The following is a 16,006-nucleotide window of genomic DNA, read 5'->3' on the forward strand; positions in this document are numbered from 1 at the left end:
AACCACTCAGGGACGCCCGGGCTGTCCTAAGGCAGAGCAGATCGAGCGTGCTGCGACACTATGGGGGCTCTGCTCGTCTACGCGTAGCGTCGCACTGCTTCTCGAATGCCCTCAGCGTGGACGTAGATCTCATCGAGATCGACGATCGGGTGCCGCGTTTCGGTCTTGTCTTCGTCGAGCAGACCGAGGTACTTCTGCTTGCCATTGAAATGGAGGCGCGCGATCGGCTTGCGGTTGTTATCGTCCAGCAGCACGGCGAAGTAGCTCTTCGCGTCCCTTTGTGTCACCCGCTGTGGCTTTACCTCGCCACAGGCGATCGCCTTCACGATCTGGTACCCCTCCAACTCCTCAAGCGTTGTCTCGATCTCGGTGTCGCGATCGAGATCCGCTTCGACCACCTCCGCGCTCGACGGCGACGGAACAGCCAGAAGCTGGCCGCCTCCGCTCACACCAAGTGCAGCCTTGAGCCTGTCGTTTACACGCTCGGTGAGGAACTGCTGAGCAGCCTTGGCTACGAGTCCGGTGAACTGCTGGCGTACACGCTGGGTGAACGCACCGTCATACACCCTAGAGGTGAAGAACTTGATCCACTCATCTGTCGGCTCTCGGAACTGCGCAGCGATCTCTCGCTTCAGCGCACCGATGTACTTCAGCTCCTCGGCCGCACTGATGATGGACTCGAGATCGAAGCTCTCCTTGCTGAGCTTCTGAATTTCAACGATAAGCGTTTCGTCGATATCCAGCAGGTCCAGAACCAGGAACGGCTTGGCATCCATCCGGTTGGGAGCATCGAGGTCGGTGTAGAAGTGCCACACGACGCCGTTCGTGAGCACCGCGATCCGGGCGTTCGTGACCGAAAAGTATCGAAACAGTTGCGATGCGTGTTCGATCTTCAGGGAGCCCATCGACGGTTTGCACTCAATGAGAATCTGAACCTCGCCATCTCGCACGATAGCGTAATCGATCTTCTCGCCCTTCTTGGTTCCGACGTCAGCGGTGAATTCAGGCACCACCTCGAGCGGATCGAACACGTCGTAGCCAAGAATCGTCGAGATGAACGGCATCACGAAGGCATTCTTGGTCGCCTCCTCGGTGCCGATTGCTGTGGCCTGGTTTCTGACCTTGACGGCGAGAGATTCAAGGCGCTCCGCGAACTCCATCATTCGCTCCGATCTTCAGTGACTGAGTGAGGCCGACTCTCCCCTCAGAGAGTCGTTTCGACCATAGCGGAGGCGGTCCCACTGGAGCCAACCCGGGTAAATGACTACGCACTGTCGAGCGCTGGAGGTTCGGATGGGTAGCCTGTTCTCCAAGAGCTCGAGCTGAGGGAGGTGTCGTGCAAGCACGGTTTCAGCAACAGTCGAGCGGGTTCATCGACGTCGTCGGCGCTGTGATCACACGATCCGGAACTGTGCTGGCCGCGCAGCGCGGCCCCGGTAAGGCACTGCAAGGAATGTGGGAGTTCCCTGGCGGCAAAGTCGAGGCGGACGAAACCCATCACGCTGCGCTAAAGCGAGAGATCCTCGAAGAGCTCGGCTGCGGCATCACGATAGGCGATCACATAGCCACAACGACGCACCCCTACGACTTCGGCGCTGTTCGCCTTTCGACTTACTACGCGGTTCTCGAGAAGGGTCTCCCAAGGCCGTCCGAACACGCCGCGCTCAACTGGGTGGAGATCAGCCGGCTTACGGAGCTTGATTGGGCCCCGGCAGACGTTCCTGCCGTGCGCAAGGTGCTCTCTGACTGGCAGGCGATGCACTGACTACGCAGCGAACTGGTCGTACTTCTCTGCCAGTCGGTCGCGCGAAGGCCAGTCCGCCTTCTTTTGCGGAAGCGTCAGCGGCCGACCGTGCATGTCTTGCAGGCCGTGTCGGAGCATCGGCCCATCTATCTCCTTAAGCAACGCTCGATCGATGCGGACCTCGTACTGCGGCGTGATGCCGAGAAGGTTCCGATCGTACGAAGCGTGGTGAATTTTGCATAGGGCGAGACCGTTCGTGACCTCCGCGACGCCGTGGCTGCTCGCGTCGGGAACGATGTGTGCCGCGTCGAGTAGCTCGGCATGTTTCAACTCGCAGATGGCACAAGCTGTGGCGTACGCGCGCAGCACTCGTGCTCGGAACATGGGCTGGTGTAAGCGCGCCTTCACGAGACGCTGTGCGTACCGACGCTCCATCTCGTTCAAGTGCAGGGGGTCATCGAAGAATCTCAGTGACTCGTCGAGCGCCACATGAACCTCACGCCGAAGCGGATCATCGTGCACGATGTAAGCCGGGTAGAAGGCAACGAAGAACCCGGCACGCACGCCGAGGAAGTAGACCAGCGGGTCTGCATTGTCGTACGCGTTGCGAAGCTTTCGATTGTCGCCACCGTCGCGCGACTGATACGAGTAGCGCACAAGCCCCTCAGCGCTGATTCCGTCGGAGTACTCGGTCTTCTTTGAGCTCGTCATGATGGTCAGGGTCGAGTCGAAGTCGGCCGGATTGCGAATACCGCGACCAGTATCAAGCAATGGGATGCGCTCACCCTGGTACGAATAGCTGATGAGCTCAGCGCGGCTGAATTCATACGCTCCGGCGGCACGCCGATCATCAAGCCAACGGAAAACATCTTCTCGGATTGCCTGCTGCTCGAGCGCGGGACGTGCCATGCGGCTCAATCTACCTACACCGCCGCCTCGGTCGAGCGTCTCAGTTCTGCGCGCACTCTCCTGCTACGTTCTCCCCATGCCGTCCCCCGCAACGCTGCAGGCCCTTCGCGACTTCGCCGTCGAGCGCGAGTGGGATCAGTTCCACTCCCCTGAGAACCTCGCGAAGTCGATCTCGATCGAGGCGGCCGAGCTGCTCGAGCTGTTCCAGTGGGGGCGGACGCCCAGCCAGACTCGGGTAGAAGAAGAGCTCGCCGACGTGCTCACTTACTGCTTCCAAATGGCGGCGAGGCTCGGCGTCGACATCGACGAGATCGTGCTGAGCAAACTCGAGAAGACCCGCGCGAAGTATCCGGTCGAGCTGTCGAAGGGCCGCATCACCAAGTACACGGACCTGCACCCATGACCGAGTTCAGCATCGAGCGACTCCCCTTCGAGCGTCAGCATGTCGACGCGTGGGGACGCAGCGACGCGCAGCACACCGACTGGCCGGTCGTGTACGTGCTCGACAGCTCCGGTCGCAATAGGAAGCTCTACGTCGGCGAGACGGTGAATGCGGCATCCCGAATGCGGCAGCATCTCGCCAGCTCGAAGAAGGACGAAGGTCTTGAGTCGATCCGCGTCGTCCTCGGCGAGCGCTTCAACAAGTCCGTCTGCCTCGACCTCGAATCGCACCTGATCCGCTGGTTCCACGGAGACGGTCAGTACGGCATCCTGAACGGCAACGACGGCCTCAGCGACGCACGCTACTACGAGCGCGAGATCTACCGCGAATCGTTCCGCGACGTCTTCGAAGCGCTGCGGGCCGAAGGGCTGTTCAGCCGCAGCATCCCTCAGATCGAGAACAGCGACCTCTTCAAGCTCTCGCCGTTCAAAGCGCTGACCGACGATCAGGCCATCGCGATTGAAGACATCGTCGAGGGCCTGCTGGCCGATCTGCAGCATCCGGATGCCCGCTCGACACTCGTCGTGCAGGGCGATCCCGGCACGGGCAAGACGATCATCGCGATCTTCCTGATGAAGCTGCTCGCCGACATCCGCGACTACCAGGACCACGACGACGTCGAGCCCGACTCGATGTTCGCCGAGTTCTTCACGACCGAGAACCGCGAGCTGCTGCGCAACCTGAAGATGGCTCTCGTGATCCCGCAGCAGTCGCTGCGGCAGTCGGTGCGTCAGGTGTTCAAGAAGACGCCGAAGCTCGACCCGGCGATGGTGCTCACGCCGTTTCAAGTCGGGGAGTCAGATGCCATGTTCGACCTGATCCTGGTAGACGAGACGCACCGGCTGAGCCAGCGCGCGAATCAGGCGTCGGGTGTGCAGAACAAGAAGTTCCGCGAGATCAACGAAAAGCTGTTCGGCTGGGACGATCCGTCACGCACGCAGCTCGACTGGATCAAGGCGCGCAGCCGTCACCGGCTGCTGCTCGTCGACGGCGCGCAGAGCGTGCGGCCGCACGACCTCGCGCCGGCGACGCTCGAGCAAGAGCTTCGGGATGCCAGGGAGTTTCACCGTCTCTTCCCGCTGACCACCCAGATGCGGGTGCGCGCCGGGGCGGACTACGTCGAGTACATCCGTGCGCTTCTGCGGGGCGAGCATCCGGAGCGCCCGGATCTCGGCGATTACGACCTGCACTTCTTCGATGATCTCGGGGAGATGCGCCGTGCGATCCGCGCCCGCGATCGCGAGGTCGGGCTGTCGCGTCTCGTGGCCGGGTATGCGTGGGACTGGGTGTCGCGTCGAGACCCTTCAGCTTTCGACATCGAGATCGACGGCGAGCCGATGCGCTGGAACAGCACCGACAAGGACTGGATCAACGCTCCGGGGTCGCTGGAGGAGGTCGGCTCGATCCACACCGTTCAGGGGTACGACCTGAACTACGCCGGCGTGATCATCGGGCCTGATCTGCGTCTTGGTTCGGACGGTTCTATAGTCGCGGACCGCGAGGCGTATCGCGATAAGAAGGGCAAGGAGAACACTGGGCACCTCAAGGACGCGTTCGGTGACGAGGACCTGCTCGTGTTCATCCGGAACATCTACGGGGTGCTGCTGACGCGGGGGATGCTCGGGACGTACGTGTATGTGTGCGATGAGGGGCTGAGGAAGCGGCTTGAACGTCAATTTAACGGTGTCAGAGAAACGGATCAGACAAATGAATCAACTTAATGCGGCTCAGGTTCCAACTGTGGCCAGCACGTTCGGTGATAGAAAAAAGTTCTTGAACGAGTTGCGCACCTCCAAGACGGCGGTTTCCGTGCGGGAACTTATCGGGTATTGGGGCGCAAAGGGGCGTGGACGGAACGTACTAGATTCTGTCACGAATGATCTCGCCGCCATGAAGTTGGAGGTGATACCACCGCTGGATACGGGAACACTCGACACGCCTGTTGTCATTAGGAGCGCATCCGACAGCACTATCTCACATCCCGATGAGCACTTGTTGACGCTGGCCCGAATTCCGTCCGCGTCTTTCGCATTGCTCGACGCCAGTAGCACCCACCTGGCCGGCGTCGTCGAGCCTGGAACATCGATTCACGACGCAACAACCATGATGCTTCGTTATGATTTCTCCCAGCTTTTAGTGGTCGATGACGTTACGGAGCGACGACTCATCGGCGTTGTCAGCTGGAAGTCCTACGCCGCCGCTCGACTGCGAGCTGAGGATCCGGCTACGGTCCAGGAGATAATGCAGCCGGCCACCGGCGTTGACCTTCATTCTGACCTGTTCGCGAACATTGGTCCGGTCGTCAAATACGACTTCGTTGCTGTTACATATCGCGGCCGTCTAGCAGGGATTGTGACAGCGACAGATTTGACCGAGCAATTCGAAGATTTGGCGGTTCCATTCCTCGCGATTGGGCGCTGCGAGAGAGAACTAAAGCGAGTCGCAAAAGCGAAGTTCACCAGTGTTGACCCAAGCGAAGTGGATAAGGCCATGCTAGGCAAGCTGCAAAAGCTCTACGCTGACAACTGGGCATCGCTCGGTTGGTCGTTGGGTGCTAGTGCCTTCAACGAATGGGTGAACGCTACCCGCGAATTGAGAAACAAGATCGCCCACTTCGACGATCGAGATCAAGATTTCAGCTCAGAGGTGCGGGCTGTCCATCGACTGGCGACTTGGTTGCGGGAAGTGAGGACCTAACTCGAGCACGATGCGTGCACATTGAAGTCACCCGTCGCATCGTAGGTCTTTTCAGCGACGGTGACAGCGCCGCGATGTCGGACCCCACCCGTACGCTGACTCCATGACCCGGTACCGCCTGCGCGTCGCTCTCGTCGACAGCGATCCCGAGATCTGGCGCGAGTTCGACATCGAGGGGCAGATGCCGCTGCGCATGCTGCACATCGCCCTGCAGACGATCATGGGCTGGCGTGAATCGCACCTTCACGCCTTCACCGACACCGATCCGGATCAGCCGTCCACTCGGGGGCGGCGCTGGGAGTCGCCGGACTTCGCGGACGACAACAGCGCGCTGTCCGAAGACGCGGCCACCGTCGACCAGGTGCTCTCGAGCCTCGACACCCTCTGGTACGAGTACGACTTCGGCGACGGGTGGGTGCACCGCCTCGACGTCGTCGAGCGCCAGCCGGATGCCCCGCTGCTCGCACCCGTGGTGCTGCTCGACGGCGCGAATCGTGGGCCGTTCGAAGACGCTGGTGGCATCCACGGATACCGCGACAAGCTCGCAGCGCTGGCGGATCCGCAGCATCCGGAGCACCGCGATATCGCCGACTGGGTGCGGGCGACCGTGGGGCCGTGGGCGCCGCTCTCGCCGGGCGCGTTCGATCTGGTCGGCGCGCAGAGCGAGCTGAACCTGATGTTCAACCCGCAGGGGTCGGGCCTGTCGCCGTACGACATGTCGGGTCTGGTGAAGAGCGACGAGCTGCGCCGCCCGGGTGACGTCGGCGATGAGTCGCCGATCGTGGAGCTCGCCGCGCAGCTGCCGCCGCCGATCCGCTCCGAGTTGCGCCAGCACCTGCACCTCACCGGCGTGCTCGAGCCGCTCGAGTTCGACGACGAGACGGCGGCGCGCATCGTGCGGCCCTTCGCGTGGCTGATGGATGCCGTCGGCCCCGACGGTCTCGCCCTCACCGACGCGGGATGGATGCCACCTGGCACCGTCCTCACCGGGATGACCGAGCTCGGGCTGCTCGACGACTGGATCGGCACGGGGAACCGGGAAGAGCTGACCCCGCCGATCTCCGAGCTGCGCGGCGCCGCTCAGCGACTGGGACTGATGCGCGTGCAGAAGGGGCGCCTGCTGCTGAGCGCCGCAGCGAAGAAGGCCCTCGGAGACCCCCGCGGCCAGCTGCAGCTGATCACGCGCGGGGTGTACCGCAAGCTCAGCGACGCCGAGTCCGACGCGGCCGCCCTGCTGCTGCTCGCCGTCGCCGACGGGACCGCACCCGACGAGCGCTGGCACGCGATCGCGTTCGGCCTGGCACAGTGCGGCTGGCAGTCGTCGACTCGCCTGGCGTTCACCGAGCGCGACATCGCGCATGCGACTTTCCATCCGCAGCGGGTGCTCGATCTGCTCGGCGACTCGCTGCAGCGCCAGCATCCGGCGAGCGCGGCCGACGACCTGCGGCTGTTCGCGCGGGCAGCGCTGCGCTGAGATCGCTACAGTGTCGCTCGTGAACAGCTTCTCGAAGCGGGATCTGCCGGACGCGCTGCAGCTCATCGAGCCAGACCTGGCGAACAGGCTCACGCCCGAAGACATCGAAGCGCTCTTCGCCGAAGCCCGTGCGCTGAATGTCGCGGGCATCACAGCAGATCCGAGATCCCCGCGCGACGACTCGTCTGTCGTGGAGATCATCACTCCCGACGAGCGGTGGCACATCAACACCACCGAACTCGGTAAGGACGCGCTCTGGCAGCTGCTGGTCGGCCTGGCATCCATCCTGACCGGTCAGGCCTTCCTCTCTCTCGCGGCCGCAGTCGGCCAATTGCGCGACGTGCTGCAGAAGTTCACGCGCTTGACGCCGGACGAGGGGGATGTCGCCGGCACCCTCGTGCGCCTGTCGCGGGAACTCGGTGGGCCGGTGCCGCGCGCGCGTCTGGAAGCGGCCTACCGCTACGACCCTGACCGCGACGGGCCGATGGAAGACGGCTCGGAGCCCATCGACGCTCCCGCGGTCATCGATCGGCTGATCGACAAGAAGGTCATCGCACGCACGGCCGACGGCTCGTTGACCGTCCCGTTCTGACGGCTCGACGCCGCACTGATCGTCGGTCACTAGACTCGGCCGGATGCTCGAGACTCCACCGGCCGCCGGTCCCTTCGTCCGCGTCCGCGGCGCCCACGAGAACAATCTCCGCGGCGTCGACGTCGACATGCCGCGCGACCGCATCGTCGCCTTTACGGGCGTCTCCGGCTCCGGCAAATCGTCACTCGCCTTCGGTACGATCTTCACCGAGGCGCAGCGCCGCTACCTCGAATCCGTCGCCCCATACGCGCGCCGCCTGATCCAGCAGGGCCACGACCCCCACGTCGACTCGATCACCGGCCTGCCGCCCGCGGTCGCGCTGCAGCAGCGGCGCGGCGCGCCCAGCTCGCGCTCCAGCGTCGGCACGGTCACCACGCTGTCGAACTCGCTGCGCATGCTGTTCTCGCGCGCCGGCACCTACCCCGACGGCGTCACCGAACGCCTGGACTCCGACGCCTTCTCCCCCAACACGGCCGCCGGCGCCTGCCCGCGCTGCCACGGCGTGGGCGTCGTGCACGACGTCACCGAGGATTCGCTCGTGCCCGACCCCTCGCTCAGCATCCGCGACGGCGCGATCGCCGCCTGGCCGGGCGCCTGGCAGGGCAAGAATCTGCGCGACATCGCCATCACCCTCGGCTACGACGTCGATCGCCCCTGGCGCGACCTGCCGCAGGCCGACCGCGATTGGCTGCTGTTCACCGACGAGCAGCCCGTGGTGCAGATCTTCCCGCAGCGCGACCGCATCGAGAAGCCCTACAACGGACGCTTCTGGAGCGCGAAGAAGTACGTCTTCCACACGCTCGCCGACTCGCAGAGCGCGATGATGCGCGCGAAGGTGCTGCGCTTCATGCGCTCCGGCCCGTGCCCGGTCTGCGGCGGCACGGGGCTTCGTCGCGAAGCGCTCGCCGTGACGTTCGCCGGGCGCTCGATCGCCGAACTGAACGCCCTGCCGATGACCGAGCTCGCGGACGTGCTGCGCCCCACCACCGAGATCACCGACCCCGGCCCCGCCCTGCCCACCGCCGCCAGCGGCGAGCGCACCGAGGTCGCCGTCGCGATCGCCGCCGACCTGCGCGCGCGCATCGGCGTGCTCTGCGACCTCGGCCTCGGCTACCTCGGCCTCGGCCGCGTGACCACCACCCTCTCCCCCGGCGAGATGCAGCGCCTGCGTCTGGCCACGCAGCTGCGGTCGGGGCTGTTCGGCGTCGTCTACGTGCTCGACGAGCCCTCAGCGGGTCTCCATCCCGCCGACGCCGAGCCGCTGCTCGAGGTGCTGGAACAGCTCAAGCGCTCGGGGAACTCGGTGTTCGTCGTCGAGCACAACATGGACGTCGTCCGCCACGCCGATTGGATCGTCGACGTCGGCCCGGCCGCCGGCGAGGGCGGCGGGGAGGTGCTCTACAGCGGTCCCGTCGACGGTCTCGAGAAGGTGGATGCCAGCCTCACCCGCCCCTTTCTCTTCCCCGACGCTCACGGCGAGCACACCGCAGCGCGCGAGCGCCGCGAAGCGGCCGGGTGGCTGCGGGTCGACGGCATCCGGCTGCACAACCTCGACGGTGTCGACGTGACGATCCCGCTGCAGACGCTCGTGGCCGTGACCGGCGTCTCGGGTTCGGGTAAGTCGACCCTCGTCAGTCGGGTGCTGCACGAGGTGGTGCGCGATCACCTGCATCCGGATGCCGAGGCCGGCGACTCTGCAGAAGACGAGACCGACCCCGACGAGCCCGGGATCGCGGAGGCGACCGCACCGTCCGATGCCGACGCCCTCACGGTCGGGCGCACCGAGGGGCTCGAGCTCGTCGACCGGCTCGTGCGCGTGGACCAGAAGCCGATCGGCCGCACCCCGCGCTCGAACCTCGCGACCTACACCGGCCTGTTCGACGCGGTGCGCACCGCGTTCGCGCGCACGGATCTCGCCCGGGAGCGCGGCTACACCGCCGGTCGGTTCTCGTTCAACGTGCCCGGCGGTCGCTGCGAGACCTGTCAGGGGGAGGGCTTCATCTCCGTCGAGCTGCTGTTCCTGCCCGGCAGTTACGGGCGCTGCCCCACCTGCCACGGCGCCCGGTACAACGACGAGACCCTCGAGGTGCGCTGGCACGGCCACTCCATCGCGGATGTGCTCGCGCTCACCGTCGAGCAGGCATCCGAGGTGCTCGCCAAGATCCCCGCGGCTGCTCGCAGCCTGCGTTCCCTGCTCGATGTGGGCCTGGGCTACCTGCGCCTCGGTCAGCCGGCGACCGAGCTCTCGGGCGGCGAGGCGCAGCGCATCAAGCTCGCCACCGAGCTGCAGCGCGTGCGCCGAGGGCACACGCTCTACCTGCTCGACGAGCCGACCACCGGACTGCACCCCGCCGACGTGCGACGGCTGCTCACGCAGCTGCACGCGCTCGTCGACGCGGGTGACACGGTGGTCGTCGTGGAGCACGACATGGACGTCGTCGCCGACGCGGACTGGGTCATCGACCTCGGCCCTTCCGGCGGCGACGCGGGCGGGCGAATCGTCGCGACCGGAACTCCGGATGCCGTGGCCCAGGCAACCGGAAGCCGCACGGCTCCGTATTTGGCGGCGGCCCTCGCGCGCTGAGGGACGCGCGGCTCGGGGCGCCGAGTCGCCGAGAAACCACGTTCAGCGTGGGAAACCAGCCGGCGCGCGGTTTCTCACGCAGGAAGTGGTTTCTCGCGCGGAACGTGGTTTCTGGCGGGACCTGGTCTCACGTTGGCCGCGGCACCGGCATCCGGTGGCAGGATGCCGGTATGACCGCATCCCGCACCGTCGTCATCCACGTGACCACCGACCCCGCCGACGTCGCCCGTTCGATCAACTCGGCGCGCATTCTGCACAAGGATCGGCCCGAGCATCGCATCCGGATCATCGTCAATGGGCCGGCGATCACCGGCGTCACCCGCAGCGCCGACGCGCTCGCCATCGACAAGCTGCCTGAGGGGGCGGCGATCGAGGCATGCGAGGGCGGCATGCGGGCGCATGAGATCGCCGTGGAGGATCTGCAGGACGGCATCCGCACCGTCCCCGCCGCGATCGTCGCGCTGACCGACGCGCAGTTCGAAGGGGCGGCGTACATCCGGCTGTGATTCTGGCGCCGTAACCCAGCCCGCACGGCACGGCAACCCCCTCCCCGTTGCCGAGAGGTGGCGGCATCGTGGTGCACCACGGCGCCCGCAGTCGGCGGGCGGCAGGAGGGAGCAGGCGATGACCGACACCACCGATGACCGTAAGAAGGTCGCCGAGCTGATCAAGGACTTCCGCTTCGCGATGTTCACCACACGCAAGGGCGACGGCAAGCTGGTCGCTCGGCCGTTCACCGTGCAGGAGGCCGAGTTCGACGGGGACCTGTGGTTCCTGATCTCGAAGAGCTCCTCCCCCGCGGCGGAGCTCGCTGCCGATGCCGACGTGAACGTCTCGATGAGCTCGAACGACGCGTGGGTCTCGCTCTCGGGAACGGCGTGGCTGGTCGACGACCGCAGCAAGATCGACGAGCTGTGGAACCCCGTGGTCGAAGCGTGGTTCCCCGACGGACCCGAGGACCCCGACGTGGGTCTCGTGCGCTTCACCGCGGAATCCGCGGAGTACTGGGACACCCCCGGCGGCCGCATCGCGACGGTGTTCAGCTTCGTCAAGTCGAAGATCACCGGCGAGCAGTACGACGGCGGTGAGAGCGGGAAGGTCGAGTTGTAAGCCGGCTCTTCTTGGCCGCTCGGGCGGCGTGCCGCTCGGGCGCTCGGCCGCTCGGCCGCTCGGCCGCCATGCCGGTGTGCCGCCCGGCCGCCATGCCGGAGGTAGGCGAACGCGCGGAGGTAGGTCCGAACGACGCTGATGCATCCGTCGCTCGCGTGTTCGCCTACCTCCGGTGAGCCGGGGGCCGGGGCGAGCCGGGGGCCGGGGCGAGCTGGCACAGGCCGGTACTGAGCCGGCGCGGGCCTAGGCGACAGGACGCCAGCGCCCGACGTTAATCAATCTGCACAGGATCAGCAGCCGCGCGTCTTGTGCACATTCAGTGCAATACGCGCGTGAAATGTAGGAGGCAGCTCCGAGGATCGACTCAATCGATCGAAGGAGAAGCCATGCACGAATCGAAGCTGGATCTCATCGCCAAGCTGCTGGCGAAGGCCGAGCGCACGACGCCCGAAGAAGCGGAAGCGCTCACCGAGCACGCCGAACGTCTGATGCTCAAGTACGGCATCGACCAAGCCCGGCTGGATGAGAAGCGCTCGCGGCTGGGTCAGGATCGCGAACAGATCGTGACTGAGCTGATGCCGTTCGACGGAACCTACGCGCGCGACATGCGGGAGCTCGGCGCGGGGGTCGTCCACGCGCTCGGCGCGGTGCGCCCGCTGTACGCCAGCGGCCGCAGCGGACGCATCGGACCGTCCCTGCTGTATCTCGTCGGCTACGCGTCGGACGTGCATCAGGCCAAAGTGCTGATCACCAGCCTGCAGATGCAGGCGATGGTCGCGATGCGCGCGTGGTGGGTGGGGGAGCGGCATCGCCGGTGGCACGACACGGAAGGCGACAGGCGGCGGGCCCGCAGCGGATTCATCCGGGGGTTCGGCGTCGGCGCAGCAGAGCGCATCCGCGAGAGCCGCATGCGGATCATCGACGACGCGGGTCCTGGAACCGATCTGGTGCTCGCGTCGAGGCTCGAACGCGTCGATGCCGCTGTCGGTGAGATGTCGACGAGGCGGGCCCGACAGCGGGACGGCGCGGACGCCGGGTCGTTCTACAGCGGGCGCCGGTCGGGGCGAGAGGCGAACACCGGTGGGCGTGCGATGAGGGGGCACGTCGACGGGACCTGAGATCGCCGTCGAAGGTGGCGGAAGAATAAGCGCCTAAACTGGTCTCGCCCCGCCTCCCTCTTCTTCTGGAGCCCGCGTGACCACTCCTGCCTCTCGTCAGCATGTTCCCGACTCGGTCGAGAACGCCATCGCAACTCCTGAGAAGGAGCAGCCCTACGGCGCGCTCGGACTCAAGCCCGAGGAATACGAGCAGATCAAGACCATCCTCGGTCGCCGCCCCACCTCCGGCGAGCTCGCCATGTACTCGGTGATGTGGTCGGAGCACTGCTCGTACAAGTCGTCGAAGAACTACCTGCGCCGCTTCGGGCAGAAGGTCTCCGACGAGATGAAGGAACGGCTCATGGTCGGCATGGGCCAGAACGCGGGCGTCGTCGACGTGGGCGAGGGCTGGGCCGTCACCTTCAAGGCCGAGTCGCACAACCACCCCTCCTTCATCGAGCCGTTCCAGGGCGCGGCGACTGGCGTCGGCGGCATCGTGCGCGACATCATCTCGATGGGCGCTCGTCCGGTCGCGGTGATGGATGCCCTGCGCTTCGGCGCCATCGACCACCCCGACACCCCGCGCGTCGTGCACGGCGTCACCAGCGGCATCAGCTTCTACGGCAACTGCCTCGGCCTGCCGAACATCGGCGGCGAGACCGTCTTCGACGCCGTCTACCAGGCCAACCCGCTCGTCAACGCGCTCGCGGTCGGCGTGCTCCGCCACGAAGACCTCAAGCTCGCCAACGCCACCGGCGTCGGCAACAAGGTGGTGCTGTTCGGCGCCCGTACGGGCGGCGACGGCATCGGTGGCGCGTCGATCCTGGCATCCGACTCCTTCGACGATGCTTCGACTGGCTCAGCAACCCAGGGCGACGCCAGCGTCGCCAAACCGAAGAAGCGTCCCGCTGTGCAGGTCGGCGACCCGTTCGCGGAGAAGGTGCTCATCGAGTGCTGCCTCGAGCTGTACAAGCTCGAGCTCGTCGAGGCCATTCAGGACCTCGGCGCCGCCGGCATCTCGTGCGCCACCAGCGAGCTCGCGGCCAATGGCAACAGCGGCATGCACGTCTCGCTCGACAACGTGCTGCTGCGCGACCCGAGCCTCACCGCCGAAGAGATCCTGATGAGCGAGTCGCAGGAGCGCATGATGGCGATCGTCGCTCCCGAGAAGCTCGATGCGTTCCTCGAGGTCGTCGGCAAGTGGGAGGTCGAGACCAGCGTGCTCGGCGAGGTCACCGGCGACGGCCGACTCATCATCGACTGGCAGGGCGAGCGCATCGTCGACGTCGACCCGTCGACCGTCGCGGTCGACGGCCCCGTCTACGACCGTCCGGTCGCGTACCCGACGTGGATCGACGCGCTGCAGGCGGATGCCGCAGAGGACCTTCCCCGCTCGAACGAGCCCGAGGTGCTGCGCGCGCAGTTCCTCGCCATGCTCGGCTCGCCGAACCTCGCCGACGCCAGCTGGATCACCAACCAGTACGACTACTACGTGGGCGGCAACACCGCCCTCGCCTTCCCGGACGACGCCGGCATGGTGCGCGTCGACGAGGAGTCGGGGCTCGGCTTCGCCGTCTCGACCGACGCCAACGGCCGCTACTGCCAGCTCGACCCGTACGCAGGTGCGCAGCTCGCCCTCGCCGAGGCGTACCGCAACGTCGCCGTCACCGGCGCCACTCCGACCGCGATCACCGACTGCCTCAACTTCGGATCGCCCGAGAACCCCGAGGTGATGTGGCAGTTCGGGCAGACCGTCGACGGTCTGGCCGATGGATGCTTCGAGCTGGGCACCCCGGTCACCGGCGGCAACGTGTCGTTCTACAACCAGACCGGCGACGTGCCGATCCACCCGACCCCGCTGGTCGGCGTGCTCGGCATCATCGACGACGTCTCGCGCCGCATCCCGTCGGGCTGGCAGGATGCCGGCGACAACATCTACCTGCTCGGCGTGACCTCCACGGAGCTGTCGGGCTCAGCCTGGGCCGATGTCGTGCACGACCACCTCGGCGGACTGCCGCCGAAGGTCGACCTCGCCGCCGAGCGTCGCCTCGCCGGCCTGCTCGGAGCCGCCCGCGAGGAGTGGCTGATCTCGTCGGCGCACGACCTGTCCGAGGGCGGCCTCGGCCAGGCCCTCGCCGAGGGCGTCATGCGCTTCGGCGTCGGCGCCCGGGTCTGGCTCACCGAGCTGATGGAGCGGGATGGCGTGGATGCCGCGACCGCCCTCTTCTCGGAGTCGGCCGGCCGCGTGATCGTGACCGTGCCGCGCGAAGAGGACGTGAAGTTCCGCGGACTGTGCGAGGGACGCGACTACCCGGTGCTGCGCATCGGCGTCACCGACACCGAGCCCGCCCTCGAGGTGCAGGACGTCTTCACGGCCTCGGTCGATGAGCTGCGCGAGACCTCGCGTGGCACGCTTCCGGCCGTGTTCGGGCCGACCGTCGCCGAGCTTCCCGTTCGTTGAGCGAGCGAAGCGAGACGAAACGCATGATCGACATCGACGAGGACTACGGCGATCTCGCCGCGCGTCGCAGCCGCCGCATCCGGATCGTCGCCTGGGTGACCATCGTCGCGCTCATCGTCGGCGGTGGCGGGGTGACCGCGCTCACGCTGCTGTTCGGCTGACGCGCGGAATCTCGTTCGCGGGCCGCGTCCGCACGCGCGTCGGCGGGTCCCATATGGTCGCCTCCGCACGCGCGAGCCGGCCATATGGGCCCACCCGGCACAAGGCTCAGGTGCGTAGGGGTGCCCGCGAGGCTGCGTCCCTGCGTCCGCGGGTCCCAAAGCGCCGCATCCACACGACCGACGCGGCCATATGGGCCCACCCGGCGCGAGGCTCCTGTGCAGGGGTGCCCGCGGGGCTGGGTCCCCGCGTCCGCAGGTCCCAAAGTGCCGCCTCCGCACGCCAGACCCGGCCACATGGGCCCACTCGGCACGAGGCTCCTGCCCGCGAGGCTGCGAGCCCGCGTCCACAGGTCTCATATGGCCGCATCCACACGCCCGACGCGGCCATATGGGCCCACCGGCGCCAGGCATCCCGCGCGTGCGGGGGCAGGGCGGGCTGTCAACCCTCTCGACTCCTCTGAAGAGCACGCCGATCGTGGGCTGAGATCCGATCGAAGGAGTCAGCATGAGCGACAGCACACCCGCACACGAGCCCACCGACGACGAGCTGCTCGAGAACGGCCTGGACGACGGCACGGGCGACCCGAATGACGACCGCGCCTACCTGCAGGACACTCCGCCGGCGCAGGTCGACGACGAGGCCGTGCGCGAGCATGCCGCCGAAGAGGAGACCGCCGCCGACGGGGACCGCTTCGACTGAACCCGACGCGGGACGTCCCAAACGACGTGAAGGAT

The 16,006-nt window shown here is 66.4% G+C and carries 15 protein-coding genes; 13 read left to right on the plus strand and 2 right to left on the minus strand.

The genetic code is table 11. The annotated features are described in order from the left end of the window. Positions 1-77 precede the first annotated feature (77 nt). Positions 78-1,160 carry a type I restriction endonuclease gene (locus tag ACIPV2_RS08540; RefSeq protein ID WP_400841786.1) on the minus strand — a complete coding sequence of 361 codons (1,083 nt, stop codon included), beginning with the start codon at positions 1,158-1,160 and terminating at the stop codon, positions 78-80. Between the two features lie 176 nt (positions 1,161-1,336). Here ACIPV2_RS08540 and ACIPV2_RS08545 point away from each other — a divergent pair, with 176 nt between their 5' ends. After that, positions 1,337-1,765, plus strand: coding sequence for a (deoxy)nucleoside triphosphate pyrophosphohydrolase (locus tag ACIPV2_RS08545; RefSeq protein ID WP_400840290.1), 429 nt, complete (start codon positions 1,337-1,339; stop codon positions 1,763-1,765). On the opposite strand, the gene ACIPV2_RS08550 is transcribed toward ACIPV2_RS08545, so the two are convergent. Next, positions 1,766-2,653 (minus strand): HNH endonuclease, encoded by an 888-nt coding sequence (locus ACIPV2_RS08550; RefSeq protein WP_400840292.1) that lies wholly within the window; start codon positions 2,651-2,653, stop codon positions 1,766-1,768. Positions 2,654-2,729: 76 nt separating this feature from the next. On the opposite strand from ACIPV2_RS08550, the gene ACIPV2_RS08555 reads away from it, so the two are divergent. The 12 genes from ACIPV2_RS08555 (at position 2,730) to ACIPV2_RS08610 (ending at position 15,971) form a co-directional block, all read left to right on the plus strand. Next, the gene (locus ACIPV2_RS08555) at positions 2,730-3,056 is read left to right on the plus strand and encodes a nucleotide pyrophosphohydrolase (protein WP_400840294.1); all 327 of its coding nucleotides are present in this window, start codon (positions 2,730-2,732) and stop codon (positions 3,054-3,056) included. Next, positions 3,053-4,816 (plus strand): DNA/RNA helicase domain-containing protein, encoded by a 1,764-nt coding sequence (locus tag ACIPV2_RS08560; RefSeq protein ID WP_400840296.1) that lies wholly within the window; start codon positions 3,053-3,055, stop codon positions 4,814-4,816. The genes ACIPV2_RS08555 and ACIPV2_RS08560 overlap by 4 nt, the downstream gene beginning before the upstream one ends. Before the next feature lie 19 nt (positions 4,817-4,835). Continuing rightward, complete coding sequence (locus tag ACIPV2_RS08565; RefSeq protein ID WP_400840298.1) at positions 4,836-5,792, plus strand: HPP family protein; 957 nt, start codon at positions 4,836-4,838, stop codon at positions 5,790-5,792. Positions 5,793-5,895: 103 nt separating this feature from the next. After that, positions 5,896-7,266 carry a plasmid pRiA4b ORF-3 family protein gene (locus tag ACIPV2_RS08570; protein ID WP_400840300.1) on the plus strand — a complete coding sequence of 457 codons (1,371 nt, stop codon included), beginning with the start codon at positions 5,896-5,898 and terminating at the stop codon, positions 7,264-7,266. A 19-nt stretch (positions 7,267-7,285) separates the two neighbouring features. After that, positions 7,286-7,858, plus strand: a complete 573-nt coding sequence (locus tag ACIPV2_RS08575; protein WP_400840302.1) for a hypothetical protein — start codon at positions 7,286-7,288, stop codon at positions 7,856-7,858. Between the two features lie 43 nt (positions 7,859-7,901). Then, on the plus strand, positions 7,902-10,442 hold the full coding sequence (locus ACIPV2_RS08580) for an ABC transporter (RefSeq protein ID WP_400840303.1): 2,541 nt from the start codon (positions 7,902-7,904) through the stop codon (positions 10,440-10,442). 170 nt (positions 10,443-10,612) lie between these two features. Continuing rightward, complete coding sequence (locus tag ACIPV2_RS08585) at positions 10,613-10,948, plus strand: hypothetical protein (protein WP_400840305.1); 336 nt, start codon at positions 10,613-10,615, stop codon at positions 10,946-10,948. 118 nt (positions 10,949-11,066) lie between these two features. Beyond that, positions 11,067-11,552: a pyridoxamine 5'-phosphate oxidase family protein gene (locus ACIPV2_RS08590; RefSeq protein ID WP_101187862.1), complete on the plus strand. Its 486-nt coding sequence runs from the start codon at positions 11,067-11,069 to the stop codon at positions 11,550-11,552. Between the two features lie 386 nt (positions 11,553-11,938). Then, positions 11,939-12,670 (plus strand): DUF2786 domain-containing protein, encoded by a 732-nt coding sequence (locus ACIPV2_RS08595; RefSeq protein WP_400840308.1) that lies wholly within the window; start codon positions 11,939-11,941, stop codon positions 12,668-12,670. Between the two features lie 76 nt (positions 12,671-12,746). Continuing rightward, positions 12,747-15,110, plus strand: a complete 2,364-nt coding sequence (gene purL, locus ACIPV2_RS08600) for a phosphoribosylformylglycinamidine synthase subunit PurL (RefSeq protein ID WP_400840310.1) — start codon at positions 12,747-12,749, stop codon at positions 15,108-15,110. A gap of 23 nt (positions 15,111-15,133) precedes the next feature. Then, the gene (locus ACIPV2_RS08605) at positions 15,134-15,271 is read left to right on the plus strand and encodes a hypothetical protein (RefSeq protein WP_400840312.1); all 138 of its coding nucleotides are present in this window, start codon (positions 15,134-15,136) and stop codon (positions 15,269-15,271) included. Positions 15,272-15,776: 505 nt separating this feature from the next. Beyond that, positions 15,777-15,971: a hypothetical protein gene (locus ACIPV2_RS08610; RefSeq protein ID WP_400840314.1), complete on the plus strand. Its 195-nt coding sequence runs from the start codon at positions 15,777-15,779 to the stop codon at positions 15,969-15,971. Positions 15,972-16,006: the final 35 nt, after the last annotated feature.

It is taken from the genome of Microbacterium sp. NPDC089987 (assembly GCF_044748505.1).
In the GTDB taxonomy this organism is placed as follows: domain Bacteria; phylum Actinomycetota; class Actinomycetes; order Actinomycetales; family Microbacteriaceae; genus Microbacterium.

Coding starts and splice junctions, on each gene's coding strand:
- ACIPV2_RS08540 (WP_400841786.1), bottom strand. CDS start 1,160: ATGGAGTTCGCGGAGCGCCTTGAATCTCTCGCCGTCAAGGTCAGAAAC.
- ACIPV2_RS08550 (WP_400840292.1), bottom strand. CDS start 2,653: ATGGCACGTCCCGCGCTCGAGCAGCAGGCAATCCGAGAAGATGTTTTC.
- ACIPV2_RS08555 (WP_400840294.1), top strand. CDS start 2,730: ATGCCGTCCCCCGCAACGCTGCAGGCCCTTCGCGACTTCGCCGTCGAG.
- ACIPV2_RS08560 (WP_400840296.1), top strand. CDS start 3,053: ATGACCGAGTTCAGCATCGAGCGACTCCCCTTCGAGCGTCAGCATGTC.
- ACIPV2_RS08570 (WP_400840300.1), top strand. CDS start 5,896: ATGACCCGGTACCGCCTGCGCGTCGCTCTCGTCGACAGCGATCCCGAG.
- ACIPV2_RS08580 (WP_400840303.1), top strand. CDS start 7,902: ATGCTCGAGACTCCACCGGCCGCCGGTCCCTTCGTCCGCGTCCGCGGC.
- ACIPV2_RS08585 (WP_400840305.1), top strand. CDS start 10,613: ATGACCGCATCCCGCACCGTCGTCATCCACGTGACCACCGACCCCGCC.
- ACIPV2_RS08590 (WP_101187862.1), top strand. CDS start 11,067: ATGACCGACACCACCGATGACCGTAAGAAGGTCGCCGAGCTGATCAAG.
- ACIPV2_RS08595 (WP_400840308.1), top strand. CDS start 11,939: ATGCACGAATCGAAGCTGGATCTCATCGCCAAGCTGCTGGCGAAGGCC.
- ACIPV2_RS08605 (WP_400840312.1), top strand. CDS start 15,134: ATGATCGACATCGACGAGGACTACGGCGATCTCGCCGCGCGTCGCAGC.
- ACIPV2_RS08610 (WP_400840314.1), top strand. CDS start 15,777: ATGAGCGACAGCACACCCGCACACGAGCCCACCGACGACGAGCTGCTC.